This window comes from Aquibacillus koreensis (assembly GCF_025154055.1).
Classification (GTDB): Bacteria; Bacillota; Bacilli; order Bacillales; family Amphibacillaceae; genus Aquibacillus_C; species Aquibacillus_C koreensis.
Genome location: NZ_JAOALK010000063.1, coordinates 36543 through 49850 on the forward strand (window position 1 = coordinate 36543; position 13308 = coordinate 49850).

General features: G+C 38.3%; 14 protein-coding genes, 1 pseudogene and 1 riboswitch. Of the genes and pseudogenes, 8 read left to right on the plus strand and 7 right to left on the minus strand.

All coding sequences use genetic code 11. The features are described 5' to 3' along the window. The first annotated feature begins 119 nt into the window (after nt 1-119). Entirely contained in the window at nt 120-959 is an 840-nt protein-coding gene (locus tag NYQ66_RS20670; RefSeq protein ID WP_259872287.1) for an aldo/keto reductase, read from the plus strand. Between the two features lie 428 nt (nt 960-1387). Continuing rightward, nucleotides 1388-1810 carry a GyrI-like domain-containing protein gene (locus NYQ66_RS20675; protein ID WP_259872288.1) on the plus strand — a complete coding sequence of 141 codons (423 nt, stop codon included), beginning with the start codon at nt 1388-1390 and terminating at the stop codon, nt 1808-1810. Between the two features lie 42 nt (nt 1811-1852). Here the strand turns inward: NYQ66_RS20675 and thiW are convergent, their stop codons facing one another. Continuing rightward, the gene (gene thiW / locus NYQ66_RS20680; protein ID WP_259872289.1) at nt 1853-2353 is read right to left on the minus strand and encodes an energy coupling factor transporter S component ThiW; all 501 of its coding nucleotides are present in this window, start codon (nt 2351-2353) and stop codon (nt 1853-1855) included. A gap of 125 nt (nt 2354-2478) precedes the next feature. Then, nucleotides 2479-2594: riboswitch (TPP riboswitch) on the minus strand. Between the two features lie 152 nt (nt 2595-2746). Here thiW and NYQ66_RS20685 point away from each other — a divergent pair. Then, the gene (locus NYQ66_RS20685; RefSeq protein ID WP_259872290.1) at nt 2747-3718 is read left to right on the plus strand and encodes a ring-cleaving dioxygenase; all 972 of its coding nucleotides are present in this window, start codon (nt 2747-2749) and stop codon (nt 3716-3718) included. A 57-nt stretch (nt 3719-3775) separates the two neighbouring features. Here NYQ66_RS20685 and NYQ66_RS20690 read toward each other — a convergent pair whose 3' ends face one another. The 4 genes and pseudogenes from NYQ66_RS20690 to NYQ66_RS20705 all read right to left on the minus strand — a co-directional run. After that, a complete protein-coding gene (locus NYQ66_RS20690; protein WP_259872291.1) occupies nt 3776-4084 on the minus strand; it encodes a hypothetical protein in 309 nt (102 codons plus the stop codon). 14 nt (nt 4085-4098) lie between these two features. Then, on the minus strand, nt 4099-4677 hold the full coding sequence (locus tag NYQ66_RS20695) for a GNAT family N-acetyltransferase (RefSeq protein WP_259872292.1): 579 nt from the start codon (nt 4675-4677) through the stop codon (nt 4099-4101). 2 nt (nt 4678-4679) lie between these two features. Continuing rightward, complete coding sequence (locus tag NYQ66_RS20700; protein WP_259872293.1) at nt 4680-5339, minus strand: substrate-binding domain-containing protein; 660 nt, start codon at nt 5337-5339, stop codon at nt 4680-4682. 63 nt (nt 5340-5402) lie between these two features. Beyond that, nucleotides 5403-5573: pseudogene (locus NYQ66_RS20705) on the minus strand (LysR family transcriptional regulator); the annotation flags it as partial. Between the two features lie 135 nt (nt 5574-5708). Here NYQ66_RS20705 and NYQ66_RS20710 point away from each other — a divergent pair. Continuing rightward, nucleotides 5709-6464, plus strand: coding sequence for a class I SAM-dependent methyltransferase (locus NYQ66_RS20710; RefSeq protein ID WP_259872294.1), 756 nt, complete (start codon nt 5709-5711; stop codon nt 6462-6464). A gap of 55 nt (nt 6465-6519) precedes the next feature. Here NYQ66_RS20710 and NYQ66_RS20715 read toward each other — a convergent pair whose 3' ends face one another. Then, nucleotides 6520-7599: a DUF4424 domain-containing protein gene (locus tag NYQ66_RS20715; RefSeq protein ID WP_259872295.1), complete on the minus strand. Its 1080-nt coding sequence runs from the start codon at nt 7597-7599 to the stop codon at nt 6520-6522. A 148-nt stretch (nt 7600-7747) separates the two neighbouring features. Here NYQ66_RS20715 and NYQ66_RS20720 point away from each other — a divergent pair, with 148 nt between their 5' ends. The 4 genes from NYQ66_RS20720 (at nt 7748) to NYQ66_RS20735 (ending at nt 11905) form a co-directional block, all read left to right on the plus strand. After that, nucleotides 7748-8533: an SDR family oxidoreductase gene (locus NYQ66_RS20720; RefSeq protein WP_259872296.1), complete on the plus strand. Its 786-nt coding sequence runs from the start codon at nt 7748-7750 to the stop codon at nt 8531-8533. A gap of 516 nt (nt 8534-9049) precedes the next feature. Next, complete coding sequence (locus tag NYQ66_RS20725; RefSeq protein ID WP_259872297.1) at nt 9050-9931, plus strand: Cof-type HAD-IIB family hydrolase; 882 nt, start codon at nt 9050-9052, stop codon at nt 9929-9931. 94 nt (nt 9932-10025) lie between these two features. Then, on the plus strand, nt 10026-10874 hold the full coding sequence (locus NYQ66_RS20730; RefSeq protein WP_259872298.1) for an NAD-dependent epimerase/dehydratase family protein: 849 nt from the start codon (nt 10026-10028) through the stop codon (nt 10872-10874). A 47-nt stretch (nt 10875-10921) separates the two neighbouring features. After that, nucleotides 10922-11905 (plus strand): aldo/keto reductase, encoded by a 984-nt coding sequence (locus tag NYQ66_RS20735; RefSeq protein WP_259872299.1) that lies wholly within the window; start codon nt 10922-10924, stop codon nt 11903-11905. 45 nt (nt 11906-11950) lie between these two features. Here the strand turns inward: NYQ66_RS20735 and NYQ66_RS20740 are convergent, their stop codons facing one another. After that, nucleotides 11951-12994, minus strand: coding sequence for an aldose epimerase family protein (locus NYQ66_RS20740; RefSeq protein ID WP_259872300.1), 1044 nt, complete (start codon nt 12992-12994; stop codon nt 11951-11953). Nucleotides 12995-13308: the final 314 nt, after the last annotated feature.

The following is a 13308-nucleotide window of genomic DNA, read 5'->3' on the forward strand; positions in this document are numbered from 1 at the left end:
TGCGTTTCTAACAGAACTTCGCCATCATTTAGGTGAGTAGTTTATAAGCATCTCATTTTTATTTTGAGCTATATTGTGTAAAAATAATAAGGAACGCAATCGATAAGGAGGAATTCGCTATGCCAAAGAATTTACAAGATACAACGACATTACATAATGGCGTAAAAATGCCGTGGTTAGGTTTAGGTGTTTTTAAAGTGGAAGACGGTCAGGAAGCGATTGATTCTGTAAAAGCTGCGATTAAGAATGGCTACAAAAGTATCGATACTGCTGCTATCTACCAAAATGAAGAAGGTGTAGGGCAAGGGATTAAAGAAGCAGGTGTTCCTCGCGACGAACTATTTGTTACTTCAAAGGTTTGGAATAGTGATCATGGTTATGAAGAGACGTTACAGGCATTTGAAACAAGTTTAGAAAAATTACAATTAGATTATTTAGATTTATATTTAATTCACTGGCCGGTGCCAGCACAAGGTAAATTTAAAGATACATGGAGAGCTTTAGAGAAATTATACAAAGACGGAAAAATCCGTGCTATTGGGGTAAGTAACTTTAAAGAGCATCACTTAGAAGAACTAATCAAAGATGCTGAGATTAAGCCAATGGTAAACCAAGTGGAATTTCATCCGAATTTTGCACAAAAATCATTACGTGCATTTTGTAAAGAACACGGGATTCAATTAGAAGCTTGGTCGCCATTAAAACAAGGTCAACTTTTAGACGATCCTACGTTAACGAAGATTGCAAAGATACATGGAAAGTCAACAGCACAAGTGATTATTCGCTGGGATCTGCAAAGTGGAGTAGTAACGATTCCAAAATCAACAAAAGAGCATCGTATTATTTCAAACGCAGATGTGTTTGACTTTGAATTAACACAAGAAGAAATGGATCTGATTGATGAGTTAGATACGAATCAACGCGCATTCGCTGATCCAGATGAATTTAATAAAGCATAATTGATTATTAACGCATGGGTTTAGGTATTAATCCATGCGTTTTTTTGTGGATGTTTTGTATAGACTCTGTTGTAGTTAACCATATTCAAATAGAAAGTCGTTTATGATGCCCGAAATGATGGTGGAGGACCTGAAAAGGGAATCAAATGTGGGTTATGATGCTCGAAATGATGGTGGAGGACCTGAAAAGGGAACCAAATGTGGGTTATGATGCTCGAAATGATGGTGGAGGACCTGAAAAGGGAACCAAATGTGGGTTATGGTGCTCGAAATGATGGTGGAGGACCTGAAAAGGGAACCAAATGTGGGTTGTGATGCCCGAAATGATGGTGGAGGACCTGAAAAAGGAATCAAATGTGGGTTATGATGCTCGAATTGATTATGGAGGGTCTCAGAAGGGAACCTAAGCCTAATGAAAGGAAATAGCGATGAAAGGGGGAGAAAACTTCAAAGTTATCCCTGAGTTTTGGAACGACATGAACAATAGTAGTACAGGAGAATTGCTCGAAGGTTTAGCAATTGATTTTGGTATGCTCGGTATTTGTATGCATTTCTCTCCAGAACAAGATTCATTCACTTACTTCATTGGTATAGAAAAAGGGGCGCACGGTTTACCACAAGGGTTAGAGGTGGAAGAGATCCCTTCATCAACATGGGCTGTATTTGATGTAACAGGTGCCATGCCTGATGCAATTCAAGATATGACAAAGAAAATACATGCAGAATGGTTTCCTGCTACAGGTTATCAACATGCAGGTACACCAGAAATGGAAGTGTACCTACCACAAGAAATTAGTCCCAACTCTGCAGGATATCGTACGCAGATTTGGATTCCAGTTGTGAAAAAATAATAAAAAGCACATTGGTCTAAGCAGACCAATGTGCTTTTTAAATTAACTACGTAGCTCTTTCGGAACTAATTGTGTTCTCTCGATACGTGATAATACGAAGACACCAATCAGTGCCCCAGTAACACTACTTACTAGAAATCCAGGTACAAAGAAAAGCGCGCCGTAAGATGTATCCATAAGTAGGTTTGCATAAGGAACAGCTAATAAGGATGCGATTACTCCTGTACCAATAATTTCGCCAGTTACTGCCATTGTCTTTTTCTTCGTGAAACGGTAAAGGTAACCGGCAAGTAAAGCACCAATCATACCACCTGGAAATGCGAGTAGTGACCCCAATCCAAGTAAGTTTCTAATTAACCCTGTAACAAAGGCGATGATCACGGCAGGAATTGGTCCAAGGATGACTGCTGCCATGACATTGACGGCGTGTTGTACAGGAAATGCTTTAGCGATCCCTGCTGGGAACCATAGATAAGTAGACCCAATAATTGCAATCGAAACAAATACTGCCATGGTTGTTAATAATCTAGTTCTGTTATTCAAATAAAACCTCTCCCTTTTTTTCTAGGATGTTTTAAGATGCATAGCATAGGACCGTAAAAAAAGCTAAGTGAATAATTGTATAAAAATAAACCAGGCCCAAAGATAAGTAGGACCTGGTAATTAGCCATCAGCATTAGCTACTTCCCTCCGCTGGTATAAACCAGATCAGGTCCTTAAGAGTTAAAAAGCATTGTCGCGCTTTTCTCTCAGCCTACGCTCATAGGCACCCCTAGTAGTGAAAAATATAAAATTTCCTTTCTAAGCGTAACATACTGTTAGAAAAATAGAAACACCCAATAATGAGTTAATATCTTGAATTCGAGATATATATGAATTATTATAGTTATTAATGAAAGAATAATATAAGAATGTTGAAAATTAGGAGTGTAAACTATGGAACTAAAAGGGATTCATCACGTTTCATCTATTACAGCAGTTGCTAAAAATAATTATGATTTCTATACAAATTTTCTTGGAATGCGTCTGGTGAAGAAATCAGTAAACCAAGATGACACGAGTATGTATCATCTGTTTTATGCTGATGAAGTAGGAAGACCTGGTACAGATCTTACCTTTTTTGAAATAATTCGTGCTGGCCACACGTATGAAGGGAACAACAGTATCTCGCTTACATCATTACGTGTAGCGAATGATGAAGCGTTAACCTATTGGAAAAAGAGATTTGAGAAATATGAAGTGGAGCATGGTGAGATTGAAGAGCAATTTGGACGTAACGTGCTTTTCTTTAAGGATCCTGAGGGTCAGCGTCTGATGTTAGTGTCCGATGAGAAAAATAAAGGTGTCGCTGCTGGTACACCATGGGCGAAGAGTCCTGTCCCCCAAGATAAAGGGATTACTGGACTTGGTCCGGTAAAATTAACAGTACCAGAACCGGAGCCAACCGTAAAAGTACTAACGGACATCATGGGCTTTACCTATGTAGGTAGCTATCCTGCTTATGTGGAAGGGCAACCAGATGTTCAAGTATTTGAAACGGGCGAAGGTGGAACAGGTGCGGAAGTACATCTGGAGCATCGAACCGACTTGCCAAAAGAAAGGCCTGGTAGAGGTAGTGTGCACCATGTAGCCTTTCGCGTTGATAATGAAGAAGAATTGGCGGCGTGGAGAGATAAAATCCGTGCAGCAAGAATGCCAAACTCTGGGTTAGTCGATCGCTACTATTTTAAATCCTTATATTTTAGAGAACGAAACGGAATTCTATTTGAACTGGCAACGGATGGTCCGGGATTTGCAACCGATGAAGATGTGGAACATTTAGGAGAAACAGTTGCGTTACCGCCGTTTTTAGAAGACAAAAGAGAAGCAATCGAAGCTAAACTTATGCCATTGGATACAACGAAATGAGTTTGATAAGGGAGAAAAGGAACCGAGGCGTTTGCCCTGGGTTCCTTTTGCATTTTCCTATAACTCTTCTTTCGAAACAATCCGCCAACCATTTGCAACAAGCTTGTCTATATAGTCATGGATGCTAATATCCTCTAACTCAAGCACAAGTGGTGCTAGGGATACATAGCATTCATTTTTCGCATAATTAATCGTGACTTTTACAACCTCGTACCCATTATGAAATCTTGAGTCAAATCCAGGATCATCAATGATATCTCCTTTCACGGGGCGAATCGTTGACTCAAATGTTTTTATAACTACTTCGGATCTATTATTTTCTTGTTCTTTTGTTGTTGTTAGAAAAATAACCATATTAATTTTCATCTTAGTATCTCCTTTCACTTAAATCTTGTTTCTTTAATCTCAGCCCATTCCGTATGAATAATACTAAAGTAAACGTCATCTCTGCTAAGACCAGAAGCATCAATATAATTTGCTCTAAATATCCCTTCTTGTGTAGCTCCCAACTTTTTAATCGCTTTCTGTGAACGAATGTTTGCTATGTCTGCACTAAACTGTACTCTTCTAAAATTCATTTCTTCAAATGCATATGTTAATAGCTCGTATTTACAAGCGCTATTTAAACCCGTCCCTCTATACAGCTTACCGTACCAAGTCCAACCTATTTCTAATCGCTTGTTGTTAAACTGGATATTTCCATACCTTGTTGCACCAGCAACTTTATTTGTGTTTTTATCGATAATTAGAAAAGGATATGCTTTTTTCAATCTTCTTTGATCAAGTGTTTCTTCTATGTATTGATCAACATCATTATCAGTTTTGCAGGCAACTGTAAAATGAATGTCTTCATCAAAGATGATTTGCTTTAATTGATCTTTATAGGATCCATCAAATGGGATCAACTTTACTCGATCATTCTCAAGTATGATTTCTTTATTGAAAAAAGCGTCTGTCATGTTCATTCCTCCGATATATTTTCCTGAAATACAAAATAACGCTTCAAAAAAGCGATAAAACTAGCAGTCTCTTTCGTTTCTACTTTGGATAAAACATAAGTTGCTGATTTGGGTAGTGCGATCTTATCAGGTTTTATTTCAGAAAGACGATCGGTGCTCAACTCATCTTTAACCATGGAATACGGTAAGTAGGATACGCCAAGTCCGTTTTCAATAAACTTCTTCGTTACCTCGACTTGATTTACTTCCATCGTTCGAAGTGTTGGATAGTTTTGTTTTATATCATGTAGTAAACCGCCCCAATAGTCTGGATGATTATGGGTGATTAATCTATATTTTGTTAGGATATCTTTTTCGCTAGTATGACTTGTATCTTGTCCCTGATACGGACTTACTAGAATAACGGGTTCTTCATGAACAATAACGGTATTTACGTTTGATTGAACAGGGTGAATTCTTGATAGACCGATGTCAGCCTTTCCACTACCTACTTCCTCTCCAATATCAAATGATTTTATCACATTAATGATAACTTCAATGTCTGGATGTTGATCCATAAAATCGCGTAGCAGTGATGGTAAGAAGGATGAAGCGATTTGAGGTGCGGTTGCAATTACTACCTTTTGTATATAACCTTGTTTCCAGGATTCAAAATGGTCCATGCTTTGTTCGTAGTTGGCTATGAACGCTTTTGCATAAGGTAGAAACTTAATTCCTGCTGAAGTAAGGTAAATCGATCTGCCTTTTCGTTCAAAAAGTAAAGTGTGTAGGTGCTCTTCTAATCTGTGGATGTGTTTTGTTATTGCAGGTTGTGTTAAAAATAGTTCTTCGGAAGCTTTTCTGAAATTCTCATACTTTGCAGCAATGACAAATGTCTGAAGCCATCTTATATCGATCGTTAATCCCCCCTACTAATAACACTTCGTTATCAAAAGCGCTTCTTTTCGTTAATTTTTATTATATAACTATTTTTATATAATACTATTACAATATTTGATTACACACGTAAGAAAACAAGGGAGGGGTGTAAGATGACTTATAAATGGAACGCAAAACTTTATGATGGGAAGCATTCGTTTGTTTCGGAATATGGGAATGAATTAGTGGAAATGTTAGGAGCTAAACCGGGAGAAGAAATACTAGATATCGGTTCTGGTACAGGGGATTTGGCAAATGAGATAAGTGAACATAGAGCGAATGTAGTTGGCATAGATCAGTCAGCAGACATGGTTAAGCAAGCAGTGGAGAAATACCCGCATCTACAGTTTTTTGTAAAAGATATATTAGATTTAGATGACATGGAAGAATATGATGCAATCTTCTCAAATGCTACCTTACATTGGGTGAAGCAACCAGAACAAGCGCTTCGCCGTATGTACACGACTTTGAAAACTGGTGGGAGGTTCGTAGCAGAATTTGGAGGTAAGGGTAACATTGAAGCCATTTCAAATGAAATCATTAGGGAAAGTGAGAAGATGGGGATGGATTACAATGAACAACTTTTTCCATGGTATTTTCCAAGTATAGCGGAGTACACGACATTGATGGAAAGAGTAGGGTTTCACGTCGTCTTTGCACAACATATCGATAGGCCAACGCCTTTAGAGGGAGAAGATGGTTTAAGAAATTGGATTCAGATGTTTGCTGGTGGCATGTTTGCTAATCAACCTTCAGAACAGAAAGCGCGCATTATATCAGAAGTGGAAAAAAACCTGCGAGAAGTATTATACCAAAATGGTACATGGTACGCCGATTATAAAAGGATTCGTGTAGTTGGATTGAAGTAACAAAAAAGAGTCCTACGGTGCAATTGGCATGTAGGGCTCTTCCTGTCATTCTATATTACTTTTTTTGTTTAGCCGCATTACGTTTGGTTTTTGGTGTGTACCGTCTTCTAATAACCGAGAGCAACACAACATAAATCACAAATAACACGTATTGTACAAATGTGAACGGATATCCCAAGATCTTATGACTTAGCAGATCATAACCTGCAAGAACAAATAAAATAAGCAAAAATAAGGTGAGGAGCTTTTTCCGTTTTAACTTTCGTATGATCACGACATAGAGAAGCACAAGGACGATGATCGAGAGTAATGCTAACACCCTAGAATCAAATAAATCCGTCAGTATGCCAGAACTAGGCGTAACAAAAAGAACAAGATTTTCTTCAGGCAAAGTATCAAATACGCCAGCATAAATATGGTTTTCTATTTTTGCTAGATCCAAATTAACATTTACATCTGAAAACTTAGGAGCTGTTATCTCTATGAAGAGTTCTTCAACGTCACTCCAGTATGATGCAGGGTGTAAAAGGTAATCTAAGCGATACACCGGGTGTAAGTTTATACTTTCATCTATACCAAGTTTGGTCGAGTAAGCTACAACTAAATCGTGCGTCTCTCCCGCCTTTAAAGTTACATCAAAAGTCTTTGCTTCCATTGTGTTCGTATCCGATATGACATCTTGTCCACCAAATGTATAGGCTTCACCGGTGCGTGGGTGTATCCACTTTTCTTGTTTATGCTGCCCCATAACATCATCTAAGTAAAGATCACGAACTCCTGATAAGCTTATTTCATTTTCGTCTAAAGTAATATTCCATCCTTTCGTTTCTCCGGGTTGTGGAAAAGCAATCGGAATAGTTATATCCTCATCTGTTTGATTAAGCATCTGATACGTTACTTGAATATTTGCTACCATTGTTCCATTAGCGATTTCAAAAAAACTTGGAAGCTTTTCTTCAAGTTCAATGATTAGTTCCTCGCTGACGATGCTTACGCGATCCTCTTCCAGAGGTAACACATGGCCGGTTGGATATGCAGAGTCTTCAAAAAAAGAGGTCCCATTTGCAGCCGCAGGTTGGGCGAGTAATGTACTAAAAGCGGAAGCAAATATAAAAAGAAAAAGTATTTTTTTCATCGTATTCTCCTAAAAAATTTCATATTGAAAGTTTGCTCCACCGTATTGTACCACAAATGAATTTGATTCTTCATGCTTTATTTGATGGGTTTAAATTGCACATAAGGGGAAATGAATAGGAAAACCTATGGATCAAGGAGGAATGATGATGAGTAAAGATAGCTTAGCAGGAAAAGTAGCAGTGGTAACAGGTGCAAGCTCAGGTATTGGAAGAGCCTCTGTCATTCGATTGGCTGAAGCTGGTGCAAAAGTGGCGCTTGTCGACTTGAAAGAAGAGAATGCAGAGTCTGTGAGAGAAGAAGTAGAAAAGATAGGATCAGAAGCCATCATTTTGGACACAGATGTCTCTGACTATAAACGAGTAGAAAATAGTATGAAGCAAGTAATGGAAACATGGGGAAGGATCGACTTTGTTTTTGCTAATGCCGGTATTAATGGTAGATGGACACCGATAGAAGATTTATCCCCAGAGGACTGGGATCAAACGTTAACGACAAATTTAAAGAGTACATTTCTAACTGTTAAATATGCAATTCCACACATGAAAGATAAAGGTGGTAGCATTGTCATTACGAGCTCAATAAATGGTACAAGAGATTTTGCTGGTTTTGGTAGGGCAGCTTACAGTTCATCCAAAGCGGGTCAGGTCGCTTTTGGTAAAATGGCGGCGTTAGAATTGGCAAGATACAAGATCCGTGTAAACATAATATGCCCAGGTTGGATTTCCACGAATATCGGGGAAAATACATTTCAAGAAGAAGAGTTGAAAAAGATTGAAATCCCTGTAAAATATCCAGAAGGAGCACAGCCACTCGAGCATAAACCAGGTAGGCCTGAGCAAGTAGCAGACTTAGTTCATTTTCTTGCATCAGATGCCTCAAGTCATATAACAGGAACAGAAGTGTTTATTGATGGGGCAGAGTCACTTTTATAACTTTATATATGGCTGCAATAATGTTGAACTTGATATCAAGTGCACAGTTATTTTTATAAAATGGTATCAAAATTCAGCTAAAGTGTAAGCAAGAGTCCCGTTTGAACGCGTCAGAGTGAGATCCTTGAGCTGACGCGTAAGTAAGAGGTCCGTTCGAACGCGTCAGGGTGAGAACCATGAGCTAACGCGTAAGCAAGAGGTCCGTTCGAACGCGTCAGAGTGAGAACCATGAGCTAACGCGTAAGCAAGAGGTCCGTTCGAACGCGTCAGGGTGAGAACCATGAGCTAACGCGTAAGCAAGAGTCCCGTTCGAACGCGTCAGGGCGAGAACCTTGAGCTAAAGTGTAAGCAAGATGCCCGTTTGAACGCGTCAGAGCGAGAACCATGAGTTAACGCGTAAGAAATTAAAGCCTCCGACCGAGTTAGAGTTGATTCTGACGCTCACTTAATAAGTTCGTCATAATCATAAACCTTAAATAAATACCTAAATAATAGACAGAAAAAATTTCAGGGGGAATGGTCTTGCAGCCTAAAGTAGTATTTTTGGATATGGATGGCACGATTTTAAATCATCAAAATAAAGTTACATTAAAAACAGTAGAGGCAATTGAACGCGTGAGAAAGAGTGGCGTAAAAGTGGCTATTGCAACAGGAAGGTCGTATGGGGAAGTGGAGGAAATCCTCCCGCCAAACCTAGTTGTAGACGGAATTATTAGCTCGAATGGGATGAGTGTACATATAGGCAAGGATCGCCTAGTCGAAAACACGCTTCCAATAGACTTGGTAAATCTCATAATAGAAAAAGCTAGAGAAAAACAGGTGTATTATGAAGTGTTTCCGACGGAAGGTCCAAGAGTAACGTTGGTTGAGGACAGGCCTTTCATGGAGCGAGAAGTAGACGGCGAGAAACCAGATGATGTGGTGATCAGTGAATGGTTATCTCGAAAAGAAGCAATCGATAGAGATATCGAATGGAAAGTAACATTAGATTCAGACAAGTTTTCGAAGTTTTATTTTTTTAGTCGTACAAAAGATAAAATTAATGCTTGGAAGGATGAGCTCGAACAAATCAAAAAAAGCATCAACTTCACAACATCTATCTCATCCGAACACAACGTAGAAGTAATGGTTGCAAATGTAAATAAGGCCTCTGGTATTCAATATTTACTAGATAGATTTGGTGTTCATAAATCAGAGGTTTTAGCAATCGGCGATAGTGATAATGATTTTCCGATGTTTAAACTGGTAGGTCATTCGGTAGCAATGAAAAATGCTTCAGATCGTGTAAAGCAAGTAGTAGATGAGGTAACTGAATATACGTGTGATGAGGATGGCGTCTACCACTACTTGGGAAGAAAGATTGCCTTTCGTGAAGGAAACGAAAAGGGTTCACAATAATTCCATATTTTTTCAAGCCGTTTGTTTTTCCTATTAAATCTATCAATAGTATAATGAAGTGGAAGCGTAGACAATTAGAAGAGGTGAATCGGAAGTGAAAAAAGTAGTAATTACTGGCGGAAGTGGCTTGTTGGGTCCCTCTGTTATAAAAGAATTTTTAGATAATGGATATGAAGTGTTAAATGTCGATCAACAATTACCGAAGGAAAAATTATGTGAAACGATCATTGCGGACTTAACTAGTTTAGGTGAAGTGTATGATGTTCTTTCTGATGCGGATGCAGTAGTACACTTGGCTGCAGTGCCAAGACCATTCATTTATTCCAATGATGTTACATTCAGAAATAACGTGATGTCCACGTATAATATTTTAGAGGCAGCTAGTAATTTAGGTATTAAAAAGGCTGTCATTACATCTAGTGAATCTTGTTATGGTATTGTATTTGCAAAAAATCCAATCAAACCACAGTATGTTCCACTAGATGAAGATCATCCAAGACTACCACAAGATAGCTACGGTCTATCCAAAATAGTAAATGAAGAGAATGCCGAAATGATACATAATCGTACAGGCATGCAAGTAGTATCGTTACGTATAGGTAACGTTATTACGCCAGAAACATACAAAGATTTCCCAAGCTTTATCCATGACCCGGAAGTAAGAAAAACAATTGTATGGAGTTATATTGATGCAAGAGATGCAGCAAAGGCTTACCGTTTAGCAGTAGAAAAAGATGGCCTAGGTGCAGTAGCTCTAAACGTAGCAGCTGATAATTCAAGCATGGATATGAAGAGTAGTGAACTAATGGCTTCTGTTTATCCAGATGTAGAAATCCGCGGGGAATTAACAGGTTATGAAACGTTGTACAGCAATAAAAAGGCCAAAGAATTACTAGACTGGCAACCTGTTCATAACTGGCGTGATTACGTGAAGGTAGATTAATGCATTCCTTTGTTTAACATAAAAAAATCGAAAAGGAAGGTGTAAGCATGGACTATCGTCAATTAGGTAAGACGGATATGAAGGTTAGTGAATTAAGCTTTGGTACATGGGCAATTGGTGGTGCGTGGGGGAAGACGAATGATGAGGAATCGCTAAAAGGTCTTCATCGCGCCATGGATGCTGGTGTAAACTTCTTTGATACAGCAGATGTTTACGGTGATGGTCATAGTGAAGAGCTTTTAAACAAGGCGACAAAAGGGAAAGAATCAGAAATTTATATTGCAACGAAATTTTGTCGTGCTGGTGACATCCATGATCCGAATACATATTCGGAAAAGTCTGTTACAGATTATGTGGATGCAAGCTTAAAACGCTTAGGTCGCAATCAGCTAGACCTCATGCAAATCCATTGCCCACCAATTGAGATTTTAAGAGATGGCGCTGTGTTTGAGGTGTTAGATAAGTTAAAGCAACAAGGTAAAATTCGCTATTATGGTGTAAGTGTCGAAACGGTGGAAGAAGGATTACTTTGCTTAGAAAACCCAAATGTTAGCACCTTACAAGTAATCTTTAATATGTTGCGACAAAAACCAGTACATGAGCTATTCCCGCAAGCGCAAGAGAAGGGTGTAGGAATTTTAGCACGTGTGCCATTAGCGAGTGGTTTGTTAACAGGAAAGTTTTCAACAAATCACCAATTTGAAGCAGATGATCACCGTAACTTTAATAAGGACGGAGCTGCATTTAATGTTGGCGAAACCTTTGGTGGACTCGAATTTAATAAAGGTGTGGAACTTAGTAACCAATTAGAATGGGTTGCTGATGGAAGAGGTAGCATGACAAGGGCTGCTTTAAAGTGGATCTTAGAGCATGATGCCATTTCAACAGTTATTCCTGGCTTTAAAACAGTAAAACAGGTGGAAGATAACTTAGCTGCTGTTGATGTTAAAAGTTTCTCGGATGAAGAAATGAAAAAAATAGAAGACTTTTATAAAAAAGAAGTACACGACCATATTCGTGGACCATATTAAGAAAAATAGCTTACCTACTTTTATGTAGGTAAGCTATTTTTTAGGTTAGATCAATCCAAATTCAAATGTAGTTTTTGCTTTGTATGTGTCCCCTTTTTCTAACACCACAGAAGGAAATCCTTCATGATGTAAAGAAGCAGGAGAACTCTGTGTTTCTAAGCACAGTCCTAAGTATCGTCTGGAAGGTCCTTCTAACAACTGTAATTTATCATCCATTGTATTAGAAGTAAACATCACCATTCCGGGTTGATCTGTCTTTACGGTTAATTTACGACCACTTTCCTTTTCTTTCACTACCACATCATCCCGCTTGTTGTTATCAAATAAGAAGAAGTGGTCATATCCACCTGTAGCCACTTCATTTTGCTTATAATCAGAAGTAGTCCCATCTTTAACTAACCGACCGTTGCGGAAGTCAAATACCGTATCATCTACATCAACTTTATTTCCGGTTGGTATCAGATGTGCATCTAATTCAACAAACTGACTAGCATCAATCATCACCTCGTGGTCACGGATATCCGCTTTTAAATCTCCGCTTAAATTGAAGTAAGAATGATTGGTTGCTGTTAAAGCGGTTGTTTGATCAGAAGTTCCTTCGTAAGTGATCGTGAAAGCATTATTGTTATCTAGTGTGTATGTAACTTTCATATCTACAGTGCCAGGGTATCCATTCTCGCCATCGGGAGTTGTGTAAGTAAGTACGATCCCTACTTGATTTGGTTCCTCAAATGGAGTTACATCCCAAATTACATTGTGAAATCCAGGGTCCCCTCCGTGTAGATGATTCTCACCATCGTTTGCAGGAAGTGTGTACGTATTTCCATCAAGTTCAAATGATGCGCCATCAATTCTTCCAGCAACACGACCGATCAAAGCACCAAAAAAAGTTGGATTCTTGGCATAGTCTGCATAATCTTTAAAGCCTAAGACAACGTTTTCAAACTTGTTATTACGATCAGGCGCCATAATCCTCGTGATAATTCCACCTAAGTTTAAACAACTAACCTCAAAATTGTGGTCATTGATTAATGTGTATTGCTTCCAGTTGTGATCTGCAACTGCAATATCTTCTGTTTTAATTTGCATCGTCGTTCCTCCTATATCTTTTATAAGATTGATTACGTTCATATTTCATTACAAACCTTTGTGAACTCTTTCCTTAACTAATCACTATTTTACCAATTTTATCTGATGGAAGCGAGTGTTTGTAACTTCGGTATATATTTTTAGCTTTATCTAGTTAATGTTCGTGTTTTATGTGAAGTGATAGATTACGCGCATACTATTTTTATTTTTGTTTTATGCCAGCTTATTAATTTATTGTTAATAGTTTATTAACTCTATTAAATTAATGTAATTTTTATATTAATTAAACGGTTTTGTAAAAGAAAATTTACAAA

What these genes read in the sequence shown, in the direction of transcription:
- NYQ66_RS20675 (WP_259872288.1), top strand. Translation starts at nt 1,388, where the DNA reads ATGAAAGGGGGAGAAAACTTCAAAGTTATCCCTGAGTTTTGGAACGAC.
- NYQ66_RS20710 (WP_259872294.1), top strand. Translation starts at nt 5,709, where the DNA reads ATGACTTATAAATGGAACGCAAAACTTTATGATGGGAAGCATTCGTTT.
- NYQ66_RS20720 (WP_259872296.1), top strand. Translation starts at nt 7,748, where the DNA reads ATGAGTAAAGATAGCTTAGCAGGAAAAGTAGCAGTGGTAACAGGTGCA.
- NYQ66_RS20740 (WP_259872300.1), bottom strand. Translation starts at nt 12,994, where the DNA reads ATGCAAATTAAAACAGAAGATATTGCAGTTGCAGATCACAACTGGAAG.
- NYQ66_RS20695 (WP_259872292.1), bottom strand. Translation starts at nt 4,677, where the DNA reads ATGACAGACGCTTTTTTCAATAAAGAAATCATACTTGAGAATGATCGA.
- NYQ66_RS20735 (WP_259872299.1), top strand. Translation starts at nt 10,922, where the DNA reads ATGGACTATCGTCAATTAGGTAAGACGGATATGAAGGTTAGTGAATTA.
- NYQ66_RS20670 (WP_259872287.1), top strand. Translation starts at nt 120, where the DNA reads ATGCCAAAGAATTTACAAGATACAACGACATTACATAATGGCGTAAAA.
- NYQ66_RS20685 (WP_259872290.1), top strand. Translation starts at nt 2,747, where the DNA reads ATGGAACTAAAAGGGATTCATCACGTTTCATCTATTACAGCAGTTGCT.
- NYQ66_RS20690 (WP_259872291.1), bottom strand. Translation starts at nt 4,084, where the DNA reads ATGAAAATTAATATGGTTATTTTTCTAACAACAACAAAAGAACAAGAA.
- NYQ66_RS20715 (WP_259872295.1), bottom strand. Translation starts at nt 7,599, where the DNA reads ATGAAAAAAATACTTTTTCTTTTTATATTTGCTTCCGCTTTTAGTACA.
- NYQ66_RS20725 (WP_259872297.1), top strand. Translation starts at nt 9,050, where the DNA reads ATGGTCTTGCAGCCTAAAGTAGTATTTTTGGATATGGATGGCACGATT.
- NYQ66_RS20700 (WP_259872293.1), bottom strand. Translation starts at nt 5,339, where the DNA reads ATGGACCATTTTGAATCCTGGAAACAAGGTTATATACAAAAGGTAGTA.